Raw genomic sequence first — 22,411 nt, forward strand, 5'->3', positions numbered from 1 at the left:
CCTACCCTGTCAGGGCGTCGCCGAACTCGGCCCGAAGCTTGCGTTTCAATACCTTTCCGGTCGCGCTCAGCGGCAATGCGTCGACAAAGACAACCTTGTCCGGGATCTGCCACTTGGCGATTTTGCCTTCGAAAAAGGCAAGCAAATCCTCTTCGCCGGGATTTTCACCATCGGCTTTGACAGCAACCAGCAAGGGGCGTTCATCCCATTTCGGATGCGGAACACCGACCACGGCGGCCGTCGCAAGCTGGGGGTGGGCCACGGCGATGTTCTCAAGCTCGACCGAACTGATCCATTCCCCACCGGATTTGATGATGTCCTTGGATCTGTCGCGAATGGTCATGTAGCCATCCGGGTCCAAAGTGGCCACATCTCCGGTGGCGAACCAGCCATCCTGCAACAGATCCTGATCCTGCAACTGGAAGTAGCTGTCCAGAACCCAGTGACCCCGCACCATCAAATCGCCCTGGGTTTCGCCGTCATGCGGCAGATCATTCCCATCTTCGTCCACGATTTTCAACTCAACCCCAAAGGGTGGTCTTCCCTGGCTCAGGCGGATCTTGTGCTGTTCTTCCGGTGGCAGCTTCAGGTGTTTGGCCAATGGATAATTCGTCGTGCCCAGCGGGCTCATCTCGCTCATGCCCCAGGCGTGGACCGTGTCAACGCCATAGGTTTCGCGGAAGGTTTCGATCATCGACGGAGGGCACGCGGCGCCGCCGATAACCGTACGTTCAAGGCTTTTGAGTTCGGTTCCGCATGCTGCGGCATGGGCCAGCAAGCCCTGCCAGATGGTCGGCACACCCATGGCCAAAGTCACGCCATAGGTGTCGATCAGATTGACCAGTGCCTCGCCGTGCAAATCCGGCCCGGGCAACACAAGCCGCGATCCCGACATGGCGCAGGCGTAGGGCGATCCCCAGGCGTTGACGTGAAACATCGGCACAACCGGCATAACAACATCCATCGCTGAATACCCGATCACATCCCGTGTGTTCGATGCAAAGCTGTGCAGCAGTGTTGACCGATGAGAATACAACACGCCCTTTGGATTGCCCGTGGTTCCCGACGTATAGCACAGACCGCAGGCCGTCTTTTCATCCAGGTCGGGCCATTGGAAACCTGCATCCCCGGTCTCCAGCAACTCGTCATAGAACTTCAGATCAGGAACCTGAGCCGCAGCCTCTTCATTGCGAGGCCCCATCAGAACAAAATGCTGAACCTCGGACAAAGCGTCATGCAGCGCGGCGACCAGCGGAATGAACGTCGCATCAAAGAACAGAACCCTGTCCTGAGCATGGTTGATGATAAAGGTCAGCTGCTCGGGGAACAGGCGGGGATTGACCGTGTGACAGACATAGCCCGCGCCCGACGTGGCAAAATAGATCTCAAGATGCCGCCGATTGTTCCAGGCCAGTGTCCCGATCCTGTCCTGCGGTTCCAGCCCCAGATTCGTCAAGGCCGACGCCATCCGTCGGGCATTCACCGCAATCTCGGACCAGTTGGTTTCAGTGACCGTTCCATCCGTTTCAACCGAAACAATCTCGGTCTGGCCGTGATAGCGGTCTGCGTGATCGATCAGCGACGAAACCAGCAAGGGCTGCGTCATCATCTGTCCTAGCATGGACATCCTCCCGTCCTTGGCGAGACCTTGGATGGCCTCTGCCTTGTCCATCTGGCATTGACGGCTTGGGGCGTGACCCGATGCGTCAATGCAGTCGTTTCCTACGGAGGAACCCTGCCAATCATTTAATTGTCTGACAATAAAAGAATGCAGCCCAACACGGCCGTGGGCGGTATTTTTTCACTCTTGGTTTCGGTGTTTCAGCGCGTAGGCGACCAATGCGGCGGTTGATCCGTCTTTACCGTCAGCACTGGCAACACCATCCACGACAGGTCCGAGCGAGTTGGCAAGTTCTTTGCCCAATTCCACACCCCACTGATCAAAGGAATTGATGCCCAGCAGAACACCTTCAACGAACACACGATGTTCGTACAGCGCGATAATCTGCCCCAGAACGAACGGTGTAAGCTTCGGATAGATCAGCGTCGTGGAAGGGCGGTTGCCCGGGAACACGCGGTGTCGCGCCTGCCGGTCAAGTTCGTCGCCATCAAGGCCTTTTTCCGCCACGCGTTCACGGGCTTCATCCAAAGACCGGCCACGCATCAAAGCCTCTGACTGGGCCAGACAGTTGGCCAAAAGCAGGCGGTGATGGTGGGTCAACTCGGGTTCGTGCCCTTCGGCGGCGACCATGAATTCGCAGGGAATGACATCCGTCCCCTGATGGATCAGCTGATAGAACGCATGCTGGCCGTTGGTGCCCGGCTCTCCCCAGACCACCGGCCCGGAAGGGGCAGCCAGCGCAGATCCGTCCATCGCGACAGATTTGCCATTCGATTCCATTTCCAACTGCTGGAGATAGGCCGGCAGGCGCAGCAGCCGCTGATCATAGGGCAGCACAGCGCGGCTGGTGCAACCCAGAACCTGACGGTGCCAGATGCCGACCAGCGCCAGCATCACAGGCATGTTTTCCACCCAATCCGCCGAGCGGAAATGCAGATCCATCGCCTGCCCGCCTCGCAGAAACGCATCAAATGCATTTGAACCGACGGCAATCATGACCGGCAATCCGACCGGCCCCCAGACCGAATAACGCCCACCCACCCAATCAGCGAAACCAAATACATGCGCCTCGGGGATGCCGAAAGCCTGCGTCTTTTCCAGCGCGCTGGATACGGCGGCAAACTGGCGGGACGGATCACCTCCGCCCTCGGACATCCAGGCGCGGGCCGTGCGCGCATTGGTCATCGTTTCGATCGTGGTGAATGTCTTGGACGCGACAATCACAAGCGTCCGTGCAGGATCCAATGGGCGCAACGTGTCCGCGATGTGGGCCCCATCCACGTTCGAGACATAATGCAGGCGCGGCCCGTCATGATACGGAGCCAGCGCATGAGTGGCCATGACCGGGCCAAGATCCGACCCACCGATGCCGATATTGACCACATCGGTAAAGCTGCCCCCTGCCCCGACAATCGTACCACCGCGGACTTCTTCGGCAAAGACCCGCATTCGTTGCAGCGTGTCCAGAACCCCGGGCATGACGTCCTGACCATCCACTTCGACCGGGCCACCGTCCAGATTGCGCAACGCCGTGTGCAGCACCGCGCGCCCTTCGGTTTCGTTGATCTTCTTCCCGGTAAACATGGCGTCGCGCCGCGTCGCAAGCCCGGCATCTTCACACACTTGCAGCAGCGCTGCGCGCACGTCTTCATCGATCTGCGTTTTTGAATAATCGAACAGCAAATCCCCGGTCGAGGCTGAAAACGCCGCGGCCCGGGTTGCATCCTTTGCAAACAGGTCGACGATACGGCGGTCAGCCGCTGCAAGCGCCTTCAAAGCATCCAACTGCATTGCCTCACTCCGCCCAATGAACCGTCATGCCGCTGAGGACAGCGGCGATCGGTGCCTCTTCCGGTGGCATCGACATGGCTTTGTCCAAAACGTCTCGTTTTGCCTGCCCGTAGATGATCAGATGTTTCGACAAAGCCCCGTCCAGAACAGGGGCCGTCAAAGAAATCCGGGCCTCTGGCTGCACATCGGTCCGGGCGACGATCAAGGTCGGCGCCTGGCTGTCGAGGGCCTTGTCCAGCCCGTCCATTCCGGGGAACAACGAGGCCGTGTGCATGTCTTCCCCCATCCCGAGGACAAGAACCGACAAAGGCAGCACCGGCGCGATCAGCGATTCAACTTCCGGCAAAGCCGATTCAGGCTCTGCGCCCGGAACATAAAGTGGGATATACTGTGCCACGGATGCCCGGTTGGTCAGCAGTCTTTCCCGGATCAGGCGTTCGTTCGAACGTTCGTGATCAGCCGGCACGCAGCGTTCGTCCGTAGGCAGAACCCGCACACGGTCCCACTCGAGATCGGCAGCACACAGGCTGTCAAAAACCGGCCCCGGTGTCGTCCCGCCGGGGACGGCCAATGCAACCGTGTCATTGTGCAACAAAGCGGTCTCAAGCTCACCCGCCAACGCGTTTGCCACATCGATGGCCAGCATTTCTCGGTCGGCATATTCTTGAATGTTCATGGCTTTATTCCCTGCCAGCGGCGACCATCCCGTTTCATCAGCAGCTCGGCGTCGCCCGGTCCTGTGCTGCCACTGTCATAAGGTTTGGGCACGTCCCCGCGCGCCAGCCATCCGGCGATGATCGGATCGGTCCAGGCCCATGCGGCCTCGACCTCGTCCCCGCGCATGAACAGCGTTTGGTTGCCCCGTATCACGTCCATGACGAGGCGCTCGTAAGCATCTGGCGGGTCTTGATTCTCGGGCCCCAGCGCTTCGGCGAAACTCATGTCCAATGGCACGTCGATCAGCCGCATCCCGCCTGGCCCCGGTTCCTTGATCGTCACTTTCAGCGTGATCCCCTCGTTGGGTTGCAACCGGATCGATAGCGCATTGGCGTGACGCCCGGCCTCTTCCCCGAAAATCGAATGCGGCGCGTCCTTGAACATCACATTGATAATCGACGAACGCGCCACCAGCCGTTTGCCCGTACGCAGATAAAACGGCGTGCCTGCCCATCGCCAATTGCTGACATGCGCCTTCAGCGCCACATAGCTTTCAGTGGTCGAGCGTGGGTTGCCGACACATTCGCGGTATCCCGCCCCGTCCGGCCCTGCCGAAAACTGGCCGCGCACGATGTGATGCGGCTCCACCGGATCAAGCGCCCGGATCACCTTGAGCTTTTCATCTCGCACCGCGTCCGGATCGAACTTTGCCGGGGGTTCCATCGCAATCAGGCACAGCAGCTGCATCAGGTGATTTTGCACCATGTCCCGCATCGCGCCGGCGCGTTCATAGTATTCTTCGCGCCCATCGATGCCGACGGTTTCGGCAACGGTGATCTGGATATGGTCGACATACTGGCTGTTCCACAGCGGTTCGAACAGCATATTGCCAAAGCGTACGGCCATCAGGTTCTGGACGGTTTCCTTGCCCAGGTAATGATCGATTCGGTAGATCTGGCTTTCATCAAAATGCGCAGCCAGTGTGGCATTCAGCTCTCGCGCGCTGCCCAGATCATGCCCAAACGGTTTTTCCACCACGATGCGCGTATCTTCGGTCGCCAGATCATAGGCCCGGACCCGCTCGGCCAAAGGGCCGAACAGGCTTGGGCCGACCGAGAAATAGAACGCGCGCACGCGGTTAGGCGACAGTTTTTCACCCAGCAGGTCCCATCCTTCGGCTGATACTGCATCCAGCGGGACATAATCGACCCGCTGTAGAAAACGGGACACTCTCTGGGACTCCGAAGCGCGGACCGCAGCATGCCGGTGCAGCGATTCTGCGACCATCTGCCGGAAATCTTCTGCGGAATGGCCCGCACGCGCTGCTGCGATAATCCTGGCATCCTCATGCCATTGCCCGGCGCAAAACCGACGGTAAAGCGCGGGCAGAATCTTGCGCTGCGCCAGATCGCCGGTGCCGCCGAAAATGATCAGATCAAAGGGATCAACAGGTATGACGCGTGAAACCATGAATTGTCCTTACCCCGCCCCTTCCGGCATGTCCAATGTTAGCGCAACCATACGGCAATAAATCACTCTGTTCAAAACTCTGTCAGAACCGCTGCGTCACCCTTACCAAATCCGCGACAAAGGGCTAGATCGGATTGATGACCTTTAAGAACCGGATGCGGGAATGAAAGACAACGCCCCACAGCTCGCCAATATCGGCAAGTTTCAAAACAAATCGGTGACAGCTGACGGCCAGACCCGCGCAAAGGTTTCCCTGACACGGCCCGAGACCCTTTGGTTCAATACGGGCACTTTGTGCAATATCGAATGCGTGAACTGCTATATCGCCAGCAGCCCGACCAATGACGCTTTGGTTTACATCACCGCTGACGAGGTCCGGAACTACCTTGATCAGATCGAAGCTCGCAACTGGCCCGTGCACGAGATCGGGTTCACGGGCGGTGAGCCGTTCATGAACCCGGACATGATCGACATGACACGCGCCGCGCTGGAACGAGGGTACAAGGTTCTGATTCTGACCAACGCAATGGCGCCGATGATGCGCCGCAAAATGCGCGACGGGTTGCTGGGATTGCAAAAGGAATTCAACCACATGTTGACTCTGCGCGTTTCGGTCGATCACTTCCGCCCGGCCCTGCATGACGAAGAACGCGGTGACGGCAGTTTCGACAAAACCCTGGCCGGTATGGAATGGTTGCGCGACCACGGTTTCAACATGGCCATCGCCGGGCGTACGGTCTGGGGGGAGTCAGACGCGGAAAGCCGTGCGGGCTATGCCAGGTTCTTTGCCAGGCACAGATTTGACATTGACCCGCAGAACCCGGCTCAGACCGTTCTGTTTCCCGAAATGGACGAAACTGTCGAGGTTCCAGAAATCACCACCGCGTGCTGGGGAATTCTTGACAAATCCCCCAACGACGTCATGTGCGCCAGCGCCCGTATGGTGGTCAAACGCAAGGGGGCCGAAAAACCTGCTGTCCTGGCCTGTACCCTGCTGCCCTATGAGCCCGAGTTCGAGATGGGTCATACCCTGGCTGAGGCCGAGGCGGACGTGCATCTGAACCACCCTCATTGCGCCAAATTCTGCGTTTTGGGCGGGGCCAGCTGTTCTGGCTGATCAGTTCAGCTCGGGCGATTTCCAGAACTTGGTGCCGGACGCACCGGCCGATACGCGCCAGCCCTTTTTGTTGAGAACAAAGAACGAGCGTCCATCAGTGAAACGCAGGGTTTCGCCCGTTTTGTCCTCGCCATACATGGCCCCCGTTTCTGCGGTCGCGTCATAGCCCTGGTTTATGAACTTATCCAAATCAGCAGGGGTTTCGAACAGGATCACGAATTTGGTCTCGAAACCACCGATGCCGATGGCGCCGCCAACGCCGCCCGTTCCCATGTTCATATATGTGTGTTGCCCGGTGTCTTTCGACACCGCCACGCCCCGGCCATAGCCCGCCGACACGGGGAATACCGTAACCTTACGGGAGTCGAACACCGCATACCCGGCACTGACGTCATAAAGTGGCCGCGCATCGGGATTTTCCGCCAGAAGCTGATCCAAAATCTCGCCTGCCATCGCGTCAAGCTTTGCGCGCGTTTCTTCAGGTGTTGCCTCGTTGGACAGCAGCTCCGAAGTGGACGTGATCGTATCGTCAACCGCTTCGGCACCTTTGTCGATCGTCTTCCCGACGCTCTCGGCACCTTTCTTGATCTTGTCCAGAACACCCTCGGCAAAAACGGGGCTGCTCATGCAAAGCGCTGCAACAAAGAGAACGGCTCTGATCATTGTTTTTTCCTGTGACGCCATCAGATTGGCAGTCACCATACGCGACTTGCCTCAAATGAGAACAGGAATTCCGACGCACAGGCGGACCTGGCCGATCACTCAGTTCACGCGAAACTCACCAACCATGTTGCGCCACTCGCCCGGTGCGATCATCTTGCGGTGCGTGAATTTCACGGAATGCAGCGGCCCTTCTATTTCTCGTTGCCAAAACTCGATGAATTCGAAGAGTTTCGGATGATCCGGCGCAAGGTCATATTCCTGCCAGATGAAGGTATTCAGGACGTGGACGTAATCGGGCATGTGATAGAAAAATTCGGCCGTTGTCAGGCCATAGCCCTTGAGCATCAATTCGGTTTCACTTGTCTTCATGCAGACCTCCGGTTTGTTGCACGGTATTCTCAGGCTAGCACGAAAACCCCCTAATACTTAGATAACAATATGTTACTTGGGTGTTACCGAGGATTCGAACCTTGGGGAGCGCTGCTTGCTTGCACCTTATGTGCCGGGTCTGATAAGGTGCATCCACAAGATATAGACCCAGCACAAAATACGGGCAGTTTACGTGAGCGATACGCCAGAAATCCCCGAAAACATGGATGAAACCCCGCCCGAGCGCCCTGTCTATGACGGCCCGACGGTCTCGATCGAATCCGAGATGCGCACGTCCTATCTGGACTATGCGATGTCGGTCATCGTCAGCCGCGCGATCCCCGATCTGCGCGATGGTTTGAAACCGGTGCATCGGCGCATCCTCTATGCGATGCACGAGACCGGAAATACCCATGACAAGGCCTATCGCAAATCGGCCCGTCCGGTGGGTGACGTGATGGGTAAGTATCACCCCCACGGCGACAGCGCGATCTATGATGCGCTGGTGCGGATGGCGCAGGATTTCTCGATGTCGCTGCCGCTGCTGGATGGTCAAGGCAACTTCGGCTCGATGGACGGCGACAATCCGGCGGCCATGCGTTACACCGAAGTGCGGATGGACAAGCCCGCCGCAGCCCTGCTGGCGGATATCGAGAAAGAGACGGTCGATTTCCAGGACAACTACGACGGCAAGGACAAGGAACCGACTGTCCTTCCCGCCCGTTTCCCCAACATGCTGGTCAATGGCGCCGGCGGTATCGCCGTGGGCATGGCCACCAACATCCCGCCGCACAACCTGGGCGAAGTGGTTAACGCGACGCTGGCCCTGATCGACGACCCGGACCTGACGTCCGAGCAACTGATCGAATACGTTCCCGGCCCCGATTTCCCGACCGGCGGCGTGATGCTGGGCCGATCCGGCGCGCGCAAGGCCTATCTGGAAGGCCGCGGCAGCGTAATCATCCGCGCCAAGACCCGCGTTGAAGAGCTGCGCAAGGATCGCTATGCCATCATCGTGGATGAAATCCCCTATCAGGTGAACAAGGCTTCGATGATCGAGAAGATCGCCGAAGCCGTGCGCGAAAAGCGCATCGAAGGCGTCAGCCATGTTCAGGACGAATCCGACCGCAACGGCGTACGGGTGGTGGTCGAGCTGAAACGCGACGCAACGCCCGAGGTGGTGCTGAACCAGCTGTACCGGTTCACGCCTATGCAAACCTCGTTCGGCTGCAACATGCTGGCGCTGAACGGCGGCCGCCCCGAGCAGCTGACCCTGCGCCGTTTCCTGACCAGCTTCATCGATTTCCGCGAAGATGTCGTTGCCCGCCGCACCGCCTTTGACCTGCGCAAGGCGCGGGAACGCAGCCATATCCTGTGCGGTCTGGCCGTGGCGGTATCGAACGTTGACGAGGTCGTGGCCACGATCCGGTCTTCGGCCGACGCGGCCGAGGCACGCGAAAAGCTGATGACCCGGCGCTGGCCGGCCGCCGACATCGCGGACTATCTGCGCCTGATCGACGATCCGCTGTCCAAGATGAACGACGACGGGACCTATAACCTGACCGAGGTTCAGGCCCGCGCCATCCTTGACCTGCGCCTGCAACGCCTGACGCAACTGGGCGTCAAAGAGGTCACGGACGAGCTGGAAGACCTGGCCGCAAAGATCAAGGAATACCTGGATATCCTGTCCTCGCGCGAACGCATAATGGGCATCATCGCTGATGAACTGCGCAGCGTCCGCGAACAATTCGCGGTACCGCGCCGCACCGAGATCGTCGACTGGTCGGGCGACATGGAAGACGAGGACCTGATCGAGCGCGAAGACATGGTCGTGACCGTGACTTCGGGCGGCTATATCAAGCGCACGCCGCTGGCCGATTTCCGCGCGCAAAAGCGGGGTGGCAAGGGGCTGTCGGGCATGCAGACCAAGGAAGAGGACGTGGTCACCACCCTCTTCGTGGCCAATACGCACACCCAGCTTCTGTTCTTCACCACCGACGGGATGGTCTACAAGCTCAAGACCTGGCGCCTGCCCCAGTCGGGGCGCACCGGCAAGGGTAAGGCGATCGTCAACATCCTGCCGATTCCCACTGGCGTTTCCATTGCGGCGATCATGCCGGTCGATGTGCCGGATGAAGAATGGGAAAACCTTCAGATCGTCTTCGCCACCAGCGCCGGAGACGTGCGTCGCAACGCGCTGAGCGACTTCACTAACGTCAAGCGCAACGGCAAGATCGCGATGGACCTGCCCGAGGGCGTGGAACTGGTCAACGCGCGCATCTGCTCGGACGATGACGATGTGATGCTGGTCACCAATTCCGGCCGGGCGATCCGTTTCTCCACAACAGACGTGCGGGTGTTCAAGGGGCGCAAATCGACCGGCGTGCGGGGCATCCGACTGAACGCGGGCGACCGCGTGGTCTCGATGTCGGTGATCCGTCATTTCGAGGCCACCCCCGACGAGCGCGCCGCCTATCTGAAAATGCGCCGCCTGATGGCCGGCGTGACCGACGACTCCGACGCCGACGAGGATGGCGGCAATGCCGACAGCATCCTGCCGCAGGAACGCTATGCCGAGATGTCGGCGGCCGAGAACCTGATCCTGACCATCACGGCCAAGGGGTCCGGCAAGCTCAGCTCGTCGCATGACTATCCGGTGCGCGGCCGTGGTGGCATGGGCGTGATGGCGATGGACAAGGCGATGCGGGGCGGCCCGCTGGTGGCCTCGTTCCCGGTCGAAATCGACGATCAGATCATGCTGGCCACCTCCAAGGGACAGTCGATCCGGGTTCCGGTCGACGGCATCTCTTTCCGCTCGCGCAGCGCCGGCGGGGTCAAAGTGTTCAACACCGGCAAGGGCGAAGAGGTCGTCAGCGTCGCCCGGATCGCCGATCAGGGTGATGAGGAAACCGAAGAATAATCCTCACGCTTAATTACGGATATGAAACAAAACGCTCGCTCTGCGGGCGTTTTGTCATTCTGGATCACGATATCGATAGCTCTCGGGATGATCCGCTTGCCCGAAGCCATTCTGACGCCTAGCTTTTTCATATGTGGTCATTTGCACATATCCGACCAGCTTACAGCCGCACAGAACGTATCAGCGACGGGGTGGTCCATGTGCTCGGTGTCTCGAGTGCGTTGATTGCGGTTCCCCTGCTGATCACGATGACCATCAATTACCGGTATGATCAATCTGCGGTACTGGGTGCCTCGATTTACGGGGTGACGTTGATACTCATGCTGACGTTTTCTGCGTTGTACAACATGATCGAAAGCAAGGAATGGCGCGGGTTTCTGCAACGGCTCGATCATTCCGGCATCTACGTCAAGATCGCAGGGACCTATACGCCGTTTTTACTGTTGTCCGGTGCTCAGTCCCCCGGGCTGTTGCTCGGGTTGTGGTCCTCGGCAACGCTTGGGTCAGTTCTCAAGATGTTAGACCCAAACCGGTTCCGCTGGTTCGGGCTTGCGTTATACCTATTGATGGGTTGGGCGGTAATCTGGGCCGGGCAATCCATGTTGGCAGACCTGTCCCCCACAATCGTCACGCTGATGATTGCCGGAGGGCTCGTGTACACGGCCGGGGTCGCCTTCTACCTGCTGGACTGGCTGCCGTTCCACAATACGATCTGGCACGTATTTGTGTTGGTCGGCAGCGTTTTGTTCTTTGCAGCCGTCGCGGCCCGAATCGAACTGGTTCAGGTCGTTTAGGATAACCTGTTCGTGTTTGTCAGGGAAAAAGTTTGCGCAAAACGAGAGTTGGCGTCGCCCAATAAAGGGTTCCGCGTGAAGCCGAAGACAAATTGCGCGGCATGTCCCGCGACCATCTCTCCGTCTTCACCAGTCCAGTTTTGTGTTGGAAGCCCCTATACCAAGGCATTCACCGTCTCAAACCAGTCAAGCATCAGATCGCTCCAGCCACTTGGAACGCCATGCCCGGCCTCATAACCGATCACCGAAATGGTCGAACCGGTTTTACAACCGCTTAGAATGCGCTGATCATGGCTATCTATTTCAACAACTTCATCCTTTTGGCAGCCTGCAGAAGATGCGAGCCTTAACGTAGCCTCAACTGCACCCATATATCCCGGATCAGACCACGAAGATCCGGAACCGGCGAATGGAATAACCGTGTCGTCATAACCATGGCTATAGAACATATCGAAATCGAAGTCCGCTGAAGCACAATCCCCAGGCTGGCCACGCACCGGTGTTCCAGCAATAGGGGCGAAGGCTATTAAACGTGGGTCAATATCTGCACAGGCAAGATACCAAGCGAACGATCCGCCTCGGGAATGGCCAGTGGTTACGATCTGCGCCGGATAAACGGGGAATCGAGCTAACACGTCCTCAAGCATATTGGCAATGAACTCAAAATCATCCCGGCCATAATATGCGTCATTCCAAACCCACCCTGTGCCCGGGCCGTTTTGGTATTCAATTTCCAGCGCGGTCGGAGCGACGATGGCATACCCGCGCTCCAGTATCGGCTTGACAAGAAATGCACTCTGAATCACCCGCCGCCCCGTTCCCTGCGATCCATGAAGAAAGATCACGGTTGGACATAGTCATTCGCCCTTCGGACGCAAAACACTGGGTTGTCACCCAGAAACCATACATGAAATACCCGCGCGCCCGAATTCCTGTGCTTGTTACAGGTGTGAAAACTTTTTGCACGACGCCTTGGTTTGAGTATTCAAGCCAAAGCCAATGTTGCAACGCAAATGGCGAGAAGCCTTATCAATCGGCTACCGTTTCATGCCGTCACAGCCCGTACAATCCGCTGAACTTCTGTTCCAGATAGTCCAGCAAAGGTTCGGGCCCCGGCTCTACTCCACTCGCCCTCTGGATAATCTCGCGTGGCGCATAAAGCCCGCCATGTTGCTGGACGTGTTCACGCAGCCAAGCGGTTGCGCCTGATGTGTCACCTTCTGCCAGTTGGGCATCCAGTTCAGGAACTGCGCCGCGCAGTGCCTGATACAGACATCCTGCATAGACATTGCCCAGCGAATAGGTCGGGAAATAACCGAACAGTCCAACCGACCAATGCACATCCTGCAAACAGCCGTTCGACGGTTTGTCGACCGCATAACCGAAGTCGGCCTTGAACCGGTCATTCCACGCCGCTTCCAGCTCGCTGACCTGCAAGTCCCCGGCCATCAGAGCGCGCTCAAGATCGAAGCGAAGCATGATGTGCAGATTGTATTGCACTTCATCGGCTTCGGTCCGGATATAACCGTTATGAACCCGGTTGACGGTAGCGTAGAAAGCATCTGCATCGGCAATTCCGAAATCGCCGAATGCGTCTTTCATCTGATCGAACAACCATCCCGTAAACGCACGCGAACGGCCAAGCTGGTTTTCATAGATCCGGCTTTGGCTTTCATGCACACCCATGGACACGCCGCGCCCCAGCGGCGTCAGCAGGTAGTCGCGGTCGATCCCCTGTTCGTAAGCCGCGTGGCCGACCTCGTGAATGGTGGAATAAAAGCAGTTGAACGGGTCCGTTTCGCTGGTTCGCGTGGTGATGCGCACATCCAGGCCCGAACCCGAGCTGAACGGGTGAACCGCCTTGTCGACTCGGCCGTTATTGAGGTCATAGCCGAAGGCGACCGCCAGTTTTTGCGTAAGCCGCATCTGGGTCAGCTCGTCAAAGCTTCCGGTCAGCGCGGCAGGTTCCGGGCGTTCCAGAACGGCCGCACGCAAGGCCACAAGACGTGGGCGCATTTCATCAAAAATGGCCGCGATCTGAGCGCCGGTCGTATAGGGTTCATAATCCTCGACCATGGCGTCATAGACGTCTCCGCCCTGTGCCAGCGCCTCGCCTTCCTGACGCTTCAGCGATACGACCTCTTCCAGCACGGGAACGAAGGCCGAGACATCTTCATCCGCGCGCGCCTGTGCCCATGTTCCCTGTGCGGCGGACGTGGTCCGGGCAATCGCCGTGGCCAGATCAGCGGGCACCTTGACCGCCCGATCATAGGCGCGCCGGATTTCCCGAAGCTGCGCCTTTCCGACTTCATCCTGTGGCGCGGCCTGATCCAGCCACTCTGCCACGCGCGGATCCGATCGGCGCGCGTGCAGGACGGCCTCGATCGCTGCCATTTCCTCGGCGCGTTGAGGCGCGGCCCCGCGCGGCATGACGGTTTCCTGATCCCAACCCAATCGTCCGGCAATCTGGCCCAATGCCGAGGTTTCACGCTGAAAAGCCATCAGTTCGTCGAAAGCGGTCATGTTAATTTACTCCGCGTACAGATGTTGCGATTGGATATGCAGTGAGGAACCGCGCGCGCAGGATCAGGGTCCAGACGACAACGGCCATGAACTGGTGGAAGATGGCGATCTGCCACGGCGCTCCGTAGACGACGGTCACGATACCGACGACAACTTGCACCGACAGGGCCGCGAAAGCCGCGTTGAAGGCGAAGCGCGTCTGAGGATGCGCGCTGGCGCCGCCGCGGCGCCATACGACAATCGCAAAGATGAACAACAGGTAACCTGCGCAGCGGTGAATGAACTGCACAAGCCCCGGGCTTTCGAAGAAATTGCGCCACATCGGCTCCAACGCGGTGGCATCCGGCGGCAACAGCTGCCCGCCGATCAGCGGCCAGTCGGTATAAGACCGACCAGCGTCGATCCCGGCGACAAGCGCGCCAATAAGTATTTGCAAAAAGGCGAAATGCATCAGGCCGGTGGACAACGAGAACAGTTTCGCTTCCTTCATGCGACGCGCCTGCATCAGGTCACGTTCTTCCCGGCCAAGCTCGAATATATACCAGGCGAGGAACCCGAGAATGACGAATGCCAGTCCCAGATGGGTGGCCAGGCGATAGCTGGCGACGGCGGTCATCCCCTCGCCCTGCGTCACACCCGAGGCGACCATCCACCAGCCGACAGCCCCCTGCACACCGCCCAGAAGGCCGGGGATCAGCAGCTTGCCGGTCCAACCCGTGGGTATCTTGCGGGTCACGAGGAAGCCCAGGAAACCGGTGGCCCAGACCAGCCCGATCACGCGGCCCAGTTGGCGATGCCCCCATTCCCACCAATAGATGGTTTTGAAGTCGCTCAACTGCATCCACTGGTTCTGAATGCGCCACTGGTCAATCTGCTTGTACTTGTCGAACTCGGCCTGCCAGTCGGCCTCGGACATCGGCGGGATCGCCCCTGTAATCGGACGCCATTCAGTGATCGACAGCCCGCTGTCAGTCAGCCGCGTCAGACCGCCGACAGCGATCATCACCACGACCAAAGCGAACAGGATCATCAGCCAGGCACGGATTGCCTTACGCGCACCGCCACGCCCCCGGTCGATCATACCGGGTTGAACGACCTGTTGTTTTTCGGTGTCCGAGACCTCTTCGAAGATGCTGCGCTTACCGCTCATGCTGTCCTCATGTCCTGATTTCGTCGCAAGCTAGGGCTTGGTGGAAGATAGGTCCAGCCTCAGCCTTTGTCTTTCCAGCGGACCATCTGCCGCATGATCCCATGCAGCATCTGCACGTCGGCCCGCGTCATCCGCATCCGCGACCACAGGTTGCGCAGGTTGGTTTTCATGCCCTCGGCCTTTTCAGGGGGATAGAAGAACCCGGCCTCTTCCAGCCGGTCCTCGTAGTGTTCCACCAGTTTCTCAACTTCAATCCCCGTGGCCCAGTCCCCCTTGCCCAAATCGGTGGATTCATGCACCACGTCGCCGGTCTGGCGCATCCACTCATAAGCGGTCAGCAAGACGCATTGGCCCAGGTTCAGCGACGCGTATTCCGGGTTCACGGGCACCGAGATGATTGCATTTGCCTTGGCGATGTCTTCGTTCTCCAACCCCGCGCGTTCGGGGCCGAACAGAACCGCAACCTTTTCGCCCGCCGCGACCTTTTCAGCGGCGATCTGCATGGCGCGCTCGGGGCTGTAGACGGGTTTTGTCAGCCCGCGTTGCCGTGCAGTGGTGGCGAAGACAAAAGTGCTGTCGGCCAGCGATCCGGCCAGATCGTCAAACAGCTGCGCTTCGTCCAGCAACCGGCCGGCACCGCTGGACATGGCCACCGCCTTGGGGTTTGGCCAGCCGTCGCGGGGCGCCACGATGCGCATCCGGTCCAGTCCAAAGTTCCACATCGCCCGGGCGGCGGCACCGATATTCTCACCCATCTGCGGGCGAACAAGCACGAAGGAAGGCTGGGATTTGTCGCTGGGCATGGTTCACCTTGTAAAAACTTGGCCTGCTGTAATCGGCAGGCTCTTGCAGGGCAAGGCGCTGGGGCTGGAAATTGCGTGGTCTCGGCCATAAAAGTTTGCTTCCCCGCCGCAATCCGCTAAACCGCGCCAAAGACCAAAAGCCGAAGGACGCGCCCATGGACACCCCCGAGCAGCCGCAGATTTACCTGATAACGCCTCCGACCATCGAGCTGAGCACGTTTCCGGCCAAACTGGCATCGGTTCTGGACGGGGCCGAGATCGCCTGCATCCGCCTGGCGCTGGCTGGCAACGACGAAGACACCATCGCCCGTGCCGCTGATGCCTGCCGCGAAGTGGCCCACGCCCGTGACGTGGCCATCGTTATTTCAAACCACGTGCTGCTGGCGCAACGTCTGGGGCTGGATGGGGTGCATCTGGATGACGGCGCACGTTCGGTCCGCGCCGCGCGCAAGGAGCTGGGTCCGGATGCGATCGTCGGAAGCTTTTGCGGCGCGTCCAGCCATGACGGCATGACGGCGGGCGAACACGGCGCAGATTATGTGGCCTTCGGCCCCGTTGGCACCGCCACGTTGGGCGACGGAACCCGCGCCGAAAAAGATCTGTTCCAATGGTGGTCCGAGATGATCGAAGTCCCGGTCGTGGCCGAAGGCGGCCTGACGCCCGAATTGATCGGCGATCTGGCCCCCTGCACCGATTTCTTCGGCATCGGGGACGAGATCTGGGGCGATGACGACCCGCTGGGTGCGCTGAACAAGCTGCTGGCGGCAATATCTTAAGCCAGCAACCAGGGTTCAGCCATCCAATACACGCCGATCCCGGCGATCAGCATCGAGGTCAGAACCGAAATCCGGCCTCGTTTTCTGTGTGACCCGCCTGCAAGCAAAAGCGCGCAGGCAAAGGCCAGAACAGCCACAAAGACGACAGGTACTAGATTCCCGACACCAAACCCCAAAACAGCCGGAGCCAGATGATCGGGCGGCACCCCGATCTTTGTCAAATCCGAAGCCAGTGCCAATCCGTAAACACAGCCTGCGGCAAGCACGGCCAACAGGCGCCAGACCTGCAAGTGCCGGGCCACCAGGTTCCATAGCGCCAGAATGATGATCGCAGCCACCAAGGCCTGATCCTGCATGTTTTCTGGTACGTCCAGCACGCCGTACATGCCCAACCCGAGCCCGACAAAAACCCCTGCTGCCAAAAACGCCACCTGAGACATCACAGGCCGCAGGCTCAGCGTCAGCATCACGAGTGTCAGAACAAGGATGGATGGCTTAAGGAGGCTTTGAACAAATCGGCTGATCCCCTTTGCGAAATACGTCTGCAGTGTCTGCTCTGTTGTCAGCGATGCCCCGCCCTGCAACGGGATCAGTGGGCTGATTTCTCCGGCAGTCAGAAACCCTGTATACGGGGCCATCACGTTTTGCTGACGAAGAACGACTGACCCGCAGTACTGCGGCCAGGTCAGGCGCAGATTCGATGCGTGATCCGGCAAACGTGCAGTCAACAACAACTTGGAAACACGCACTTTTTCCGTGTCGCCCACCACCGGTATACGCACACCTTCATAAGACAGGTCCAGGCGATCAGGCGCTTCGACCACAAGGCTTTGCTTCCAGACCTGAACAAAGTCTCTGATCTGCGGTTCCAGTTCCGACGACACCAATCGTCGCAGAGATCGGTACTGTGAATTGCCGGAATAAGCGTCGGGTTGTGTCGGATCGGCACCGACCAGCATGGCCTCGGCGTTCAGTTTCACCTCGAGAAACAGAGTGTCATCCTTGACCCAGAAATCAATGACCGTCGGCGGGGCCGTTTGCGCCGTTACGGATCCCGGATGCAAGGTCAGAAGAACGAAAAAACTCAGGGCGCAGGTATTGAGGGCTCGGAGGATGGCACGGAAGACGGGGCCATTCATACGAAACGCTCCAACAGGAAAATCAAATCACCAATCATTGCTTTTGATTGTTCCCGCGAAGGCCACGGATCGCAAGGCCATATCGGCACAGGCCGGTCGGGAATCTCTTGTTGCGATGACGTTCCGGCTTGCACGGGCAACACCGCTGCGGCATGACGTCCCGTATGACTCAGAACACCAATATCCTGTGCATCGGCTCGGTCCTGTGGGACGTGATCGGCCGATCGGCCAGCGCCATGCGACAGGGCTCGGACGTGCCGGGCCGGATCACCCGCCTGCCCGGTGGCGTTGCGATGAACATTGCCATGACACTGGTTCGTTTCGGCATGACACCCACCCTGCTGACCGCCATTGGCCGCGATCCGGAAGGCGACGAGCTTGTCCATGCCTGTTCGCGCCTCGGCATGGTGACGGATCACATCTATCGGTCGCAGGATTTGCCGACCGACCGCTATATGGCCGTCGAAGGTGCGAACGGGTTGATCGCGGCGATTGCCGACGCGCATTCGCTGGAGGCCGCGGGCGCAAAGATACTGCACCCTTTGATGCACGGACCTCTGGGTTATGAGAACGCCCCATTTGAGGGCCCGATCGCACTGGATGGCAACCTGACACTGGACCTGCTGGAAGAAATTGCCCAAAGCCCTGCTTTTGCGCGTGCGGATCTGCGCGTGGCCCCGGCATCGCCGGGCAAGGCCGAACGTCTGCTGCCGTTCCTGAAACATGCTCGCGCCACGCTCTATGTAAACCTCGAAGAGGCCGGTATCCTGTGCCAGCGTGAATTCACCGATTCCGAATCCGCGGCCAAAGGCCTTCTGGATCGCGGCGCGCTGCGGGTGCTGGTCACCGATGGCGGCAATTCGGCAACCATCGGCAGCTCGACAGAAATCCTGACGCAAACACCCCCTGCCGTTCTGGTCACCCGCGTGACCGGTGCCGGGGATACCTTCATGGCGGCCCATATCGCCTCAGAATCCGGCGGTGCATCCAGTGACGAGGCCCTGACCCGCGCCCTGCACGCCGCTGCAACCTACGTTTCCGGAGAAACCCCACTGTGATCGACATCAAATACTCTGCCGAGGTTCGCGCCGCCAAGGACGCGGGCCTGCCCATCGTTGCGCTGGAAAGCACCATCATCACCCATGGGATGCCCTACCCGCAGAACATCGAAGTCGCGGCTCAGGTCGAACAGGACATCCGCGATGCGGGTGCGGTTCCTGCAACCATGGCCGTGATCGAAGGCAAATTGCATATCGGGCTGGAGCAGGATCAACTGCAATGGCTGGGTCAGGCCCAAGGCGTTGCCAAGATTTCGCGCGCGGACATGGCGGCGTGCATCTCGACCGGTGGCACCGGGGCCACCACCGTTGCCGCCACGATGATCGCCGCGCATTATGCCGGGATCGAGGTTTTTGCCACCGGCGGTATCGGCGGCGTGCATCAGGGGGCCGAGACCACCTTCGACATCTCTGCCGATCTGCACGAGCTTGGCCATACGCCCGTGACCGTCGTCGCAGCCGGGGCGAAAGCCATCCTAGACCTCGCCAAAACGCTTGAGGTTCTGGAAACGCTGGGCGTGCCTGTGATCTCACATGGCCAGGACGAGTTTCCTGCGTTCTGGTCGGCAAAGTCGCCCTTTAACGCGCCCCTGCGCATGGACAGTGCCGATGCCATCGCCAAAGCCCACACGACCCGCCGCGCGCTGGGTCTGCCCGGCGGGCAGTTGGTGGCGAACCCGATTCCAGCCGCCGATCAAATCCCGGCCGAGGAATTGGCCCCCATCATCGCCGAAGCCCAGTCAGATGCAGATGCCCATCGCATCACCGGCAAAGCCGTGACCCCCTATCTGCTGCAACGTATCTTTGAAAAGACCGAAGGCCGGTCATTGGTCGCCAACATCGCCCTTGTTCGAAACAATGCGCGTTTGGCGGCCAAGATCGCGCAAGCGCTCGTCAAACAGAGGTGACGTTAACCTATTGTACCAAGGCCGTGGATTGACTACCTAAATCCGGAAACCATTCGGAACCGCAATGAATACACCCTTCGACGAAGAGCCTCACCGCCGCCCGGGCATGCTTTCACGGCTGCGCGCGTCCTTTCTGACGGGCATCGTGGTCATTGCGCCTGTCTGGTTGACGGTCTGGCTGATCTGGTCCGTGGTCGGCTGGATAGACAGTGCTGTTCTGCCGCTGGTGCCCCAACAGTTCCAGCCCGAACAATACGTGGGCATCAACCTGCGCGGCGTGGGCGTGGTGATCTTCCTGATCTTCACCGTTCTGGTCGGCTGGATCGCCAAGGGCATTCTGGGCCGTTCCCTGATCCACTTCGCCGAAAGCGTTGTTGACCGGATGCCCGTCGTGCGCTCGGTCTATTCCGGGATCAAGCAAATTTCGGAAACGGTGTTTGCCCAGACCGAGCGTTCTTTCGAAAAAGCCTGCCTGATCCAGTACCCGCGTCGCGGGATCTGGGCCATCGGCTTTGTCTCGACCAGCGCCAAGGGTGAGGTCAGCCAACGCGCCGAAACCGGTGGCGAACTGCTGAGCGTATTCGTACCCACGACACCCAACCCGACATCGGGGTTTCTGTTGTTCTTCCCCGCAGAAGACGTGATCCTGCTGGACATGAGCATCGAAGACGCCGCCAAACTGGTGATTTCGGCAGGGCTTGTCTATCCGAATGGAAAAGATCCGACACAGCCGCCCGAGTGATCAGCTGAACATCGCAGGCAGATCAATTGTGCTGGTCTGGCCCAAATCCTTCTTGTGGTTGGCAAGAAAACCGTCTGCGGCGTTCCGTCCGGCCTGTTTCAGCTTGTGCAGAATGACCGGATTGGGCACGGTTTTGGTGGCAACAGACAGGCTGTTCATCAAGTCGTTATCTGCAATAATGTGAACCAGAACGCGGCTCATCTCTCCGGCTGTCAGCTTGCCTTCTTTCAACAACCGTTGGACAAAGCTGATCGCCCGCAACTCGCGAAACAGGGATGAGTTGAAGCTGATCTCGTTGATCCGGTTCTGGATTTGCTGCGGCGTGATCGGAACTTCGTCACGCTCCAGCGGATTGATGTTCACGATCACCACGTCATCCGGCAAATCATCGTTGAACAGCGGATAGAGCGCCGGATTGCCGGTATACCCTCCGTCCCAATAGGCTTCGGTCCGGTTTGTCTTCGGGTCGAAAATCTCAACCGCCTTGAACAGGGTCGGCAAACAGGCCGAGGCCAGGATGGCGTCGGTGCTGATTTCGTCGCCGGTAAAGACGCGGATCTTGCCGCTGCGTACGCAGGTGGCACACACAAACAGTCGCGGGCCTTCATCTGCGCACACCTCGTCAAAATTGAACCTGTCCACCACCGGCTTCAAAGGGTTGCTGTAGAACGGCCCGTACGCATAGGGCGACACCATCCGCGACCAGGCATCCCCAATCGAAAACGGCACCGAATATTCCATCGCCTGCGCAATGGCCGCCGGTTCAAGGCCGCGAAACCAGTTGGCAAAGCGCATGTCGCCAATAGCGCCCATGCGCTTCCACAACCCGTCCAGGCGTGCCCGCGCGCCTTCGCGCCCGGAATGAACCATACCAGATTTGTAGGCCGCACCGTTCAGCGCCCCTGCGGAAGTTCCGGTAATGGCAGCGACCTCGATGTCGTCCTCGTCCAGCAGCCGGTCGAGCACACCCCAGGTGAACGCCCCATGCGCCCCACCCCCCTGCAAAGCCAGATTGATCCGCTTCATGCCGCGACCCCTTCATCTTTTCCAAAATACTCTGGGGGTGTGGGGGCAGCTCCCCCGCAAAACCTCAAAGCGCGGTCCAGCCACCATCGACGGAAATTGTGGTTCCGGTGATCTGAGCGGCCGCGTCCGAACACAGGAAGATAGTCGTTCCACCCAGTTGTTCGACCGTGGCGAATTCCTTGGACGGTTGCCGTTCCAAAAGAACGTTCTTCACAACGTCCTCACGGCTCATGTTGTATTCTTTCATCGTGTCGGGAATCTGGGACTCGACCAGCGGCGTCAGCACATATCCCGGGCAGATGGCATTGCAGGTGATCGGTTCCTGCGCAGTTTCCAGCGCTACGGTCTTGGTCATTCCCACCACGCCGTGCTTGGCCGCAACATATGCCGCCTTGAAAGGGGATGCCGTCAGACCGTGGGCCGAGGCGATGTTCACCACACGTCCCCAACCTGCCTTGCGCATCATCGGCAACGCGGCCGCCGTTGTGTGAAAGGTCGAGTTCATGTTGATTGCGATAATCGCATCCCATTTATCAACCGGGAATTTGTCAATCGGTGAGACATGCTGAATCCCGGCATTGTTCACAAGAATGTCACAAGACCCCGCCTGTTCGATCAAGGATCGGCATTCCTCGCCCTCGGACATGTCGGCCTTGATGTAGCGCGCATTGGTTCCGGTCTCTTTCGCAATCTGCGCGGCAAGCGCGTGATCTTCATCGCGATCGGTAAAGGAATTCAGAACCACATCGGCACCGGCCTTGGCCAGCTCGCGTGCGACGCCCAGGCCGATGCCCGAATTTGATCCCGTGATGATTGCCGTTTTGCCGGACAGGCTCATGTCCATTCTCCCTCAAGCGTTGATCAGGCGCACCATGCCATGCTGC

Annotated in this window: 20 protein-coding genes; 7 read left to right on the plus strand and 13 right to left on the minus strand. The window is 59.1% G+C overall.

Going from position 1 to position 22,411, the window contains the following annotated elements; translation table 11 throughout:
* Position 1: 1 nt before the first annotated feature.
* The 4 genes from ACR0I0_RS04100 to zwf all read right to left on the minus strand — a co-directional run bounded on the left by ACR0I0_RS04100 (position 2) and on the right by zwf (position 5,539).
* A complete protein-coding gene (locus ACR0I0_RS04100) occupies positions 2-1,621 on the minus strand; it encodes a long-chain-fatty-acid--CoA ligase (protein WP_480490278.1) in 1,620 nt (539 codons plus the stop codon).
* A gap of 180 nt (positions 1,622-1,801) precedes the next feature.
* On the minus strand, positions 1,802-3,412 hold the full coding sequence (gene pgi / locus ACR0I0_RS04105) for a glucose-6-phosphate isomerase (RefSeq protein WP_480490279.1): 1,611 nt from the start codon (positions 3,410-3,412) through the stop codon (positions 1,802-1,804).
* 4 nt (positions 3,413-3,416) lie between these two features.
* Entirely contained in the window at positions 3,417-4,088 is a 672-nt protein-coding gene (pgl, locus tag ACR0I0_RS04110) for a 6-phosphogluconolactonase (protein WP_171723189.1), read from the minus strand.
* Positions 4,085-5,539 carry a glucose-6-phosphate dehydrogenase gene (gene zwf, locus ACR0I0_RS04115; protein ID WP_171632169.1) on the minus strand — a complete coding sequence of 485 codons (1,455 nt, stop codon included), beginning with the start codon at positions 5,537-5,539 and terminating at the stop codon, positions 4,085-4,087. The genes pgl and zwf overlap by 4 nt, the downstream gene beginning before the upstream one ends.
* Positions 5,540-5,702: 163 nt before the next feature.
* On the opposite strand from zwf, the gene ACR0I0_RS04120 reads away from it, so the two are divergent.
* Positions 5,703-6,656, plus strand: coding sequence for a radical SAM protein (locus ACR0I0_RS04120; RefSeq protein ID WP_480490281.1), 954 nt, complete (start codon positions 5,703-5,705; stop codon positions 6,654-6,656).
* Here the strand turns inward: ACR0I0_RS04120 and ACR0I0_RS04125 are convergent, their stop codons facing one another.
* Entirely contained in the window at positions 6,657-7,319 is a 663-nt protein-coding gene (locus tag ACR0I0_RS04125; protein WP_171723187.1) for a lipid-binding SYLF domain-containing protein, read from the minus strand.
* 99 nt (positions 7,320-7,418) lie between these two features.
* The gene (locus ACR0I0_RS04130; protein ID WP_152458119.1) at positions 7,419-7,688 is read right to left on the minus strand and encodes an usg protein; all 270 of its coding nucleotides are present in this window, start codon (positions 7,686-7,688) and stop codon (positions 7,419-7,421) included.
* Positions 7,689-7,881: 193 nt separating this feature from the next.
* On the opposite strand from ACR0I0_RS04130, the gene gyrA reads away from it, so the two are divergent.
* Both gyrA and trhA read left to right on the plus strand, forming a co-directional pair.
* Positions 7,882-10,608, plus strand: coding sequence for a DNA gyrase subunit A (gene gyrA, locus ACR0I0_RS04135; protein ID WP_480490283.1), 2,727 nt, complete (start codon positions 7,882-7,884; stop codon positions 10,606-10,608).
* A 131-nt stretch (positions 10,609-10,739) separates the two neighbouring features.
* Positions 10,740-11,402 (plus strand): PAQR family membrane homeostasis protein TrhA, encoded by a 663-nt coding sequence (trhA, locus tag ACR0I0_RS04140; RefSeq protein ID WP_480490284.1) that lies wholly within the window; start codon positions 10,740-10,742, stop codon positions 11,400-11,402.
* A 155-nt stretch (positions 11,403-11,557) separates the two neighbouring features.
* Here trhA and ACR0I0_RS04145 read toward each other — a convergent pair whose 3' ends face one another.
* The 4 genes from ACR0I0_RS04145 to ACR0I0_RS04160 form a co-directional block, all read right to left on the minus strand.
* Positions 11,558-12,208, minus strand: a complete 651-nt coding sequence (locus ACR0I0_RS04145; protein WP_480490286.1) for an alpha/beta hydrolase family protein — start codon at positions 12,206-12,208, stop codon at positions 11,558-11,560.
* A 247-nt stretch (positions 12,209-12,455) separates the two neighbouring features.
* Positions 12,456-13,925 (minus strand): carboxypeptidase M32, encoded by a 1,470-nt coding sequence (locus tag ACR0I0_RS04150; RefSeq protein ID WP_480490288.1) that lies wholly within the window; start codon positions 13,923-13,925, stop codon positions 12,456-12,458.
* Position 13,926: 1 nt separating this feature from the next.
* Entirely contained in the window at positions 13,927-15,075 is a 1,149-nt protein-coding gene (gene ctaA / locus ACR0I0_RS04155; protein ID WP_480490290.1) for a heme A synthase, read from the minus strand.
* A 59-nt stretch (positions 15,076-15,134) separates the two neighbouring features.
* The gene (locus tag ACR0I0_RS04160; protein WP_171632149.1) at positions 15,135-15,878 is read right to left on the minus strand and encodes an RNA methyltransferase; all 744 of its coding nucleotides are present in this window, start codon (positions 15,876-15,878) and stop codon (positions 15,135-15,137) included.
* Positions 15,879-16,033: 155 nt separating this feature from the next.
* Between ACR0I0_RS04160 and ACR0I0_RS04165 the strand changes: the two genes are divergently transcribed.
* Entirely contained in the window at positions 16,034-16,654 is a 621-nt protein-coding gene (locus ACR0I0_RS04165) for a thiamine phosphate synthase (RefSeq protein WP_210092423.1), read from the plus strand.
* On the opposite strand, the gene ACR0I0_RS04170 is transcribed toward ACR0I0_RS04165, so the two are convergent.
* Positions 16,651-17,793 (minus strand): HupE/UreJ family protein, encoded by a 1,143-nt coding sequence (locus ACR0I0_RS04170; protein ID WP_480490292.1) that lies wholly within the window; start codon positions 17,791-17,793, stop codon positions 16,651-16,653. The genes ACR0I0_RS04165 and ACR0I0_RS04170 overlap by 4 nt on opposite strands.
* A 164-nt stretch (positions 17,794-17,957) precedes the next feature.
* Here ACR0I0_RS04170 and ACR0I0_RS04175 point away from each other — a divergent pair, with 164 nt between their 5' ends.
* The 3 genes from ACR0I0_RS04175 to ACR0I0_RS04185 all read left to right on the plus strand — a co-directional run bounded on the left by ACR0I0_RS04175 (position 17,958) and on the right by ACR0I0_RS04185 (position 20,501).
* On the plus strand, positions 17,958-18,851 hold the full coding sequence (locus ACR0I0_RS04175; protein ID WP_152458128.1) for a PfkB family carbohydrate kinase: 894 nt from the start codon (positions 17,958-17,960) through the stop codon (positions 18,849-18,851).
* Complete coding sequence (locus ACR0I0_RS04180; protein WP_480490293.1) at positions 18,848-19,759, plus strand: pseudouridine-5'-phosphate glycosidase; 912 nt, start codon at positions 18,848-18,850, stop codon at positions 19,757-19,759. The genes ACR0I0_RS04175 and ACR0I0_RS04180 overlap by 4 nt, the downstream gene beginning before the upstream one ends.
* Positions 19,760-19,823: 64 nt before the next feature.
* Positions 19,824-20,501, plus strand: a complete 678-nt coding sequence (locus tag ACR0I0_RS04185; protein WP_152458130.1) for a DUF502 domain-containing protein — start codon at positions 19,824-19,826, stop codon at positions 20,499-20,501.
* On the opposite strand, the gene ACR0I0_RS04190 is transcribed toward ACR0I0_RS04185, so the two are convergent.
* Complete coding sequence (locus ACR0I0_RS04190) at positions 20,502-21,527, minus strand: patatin-like phospholipase family protein (protein ID WP_480490295.1); 1,026 nt, start codon at positions 21,525-21,527, stop codon at positions 20,502-20,504. It lies immediately after the preceding gene.
* 64 nt (positions 21,528-21,591) lie between these two features.
* Entirely contained in the window at positions 21,592-22,365 is a 774-nt protein-coding gene (locus ACR0I0_RS04195) for a 3-hydroxybutyrate dehydrogenase (protein ID WP_480490297.1), read from the minus strand.
* Positions 22,366-22,411 lie beyond the last annotated feature (46 nt).

Source organism: Ruegeria sp. AG6 (genome assembly GCF_056541565.1).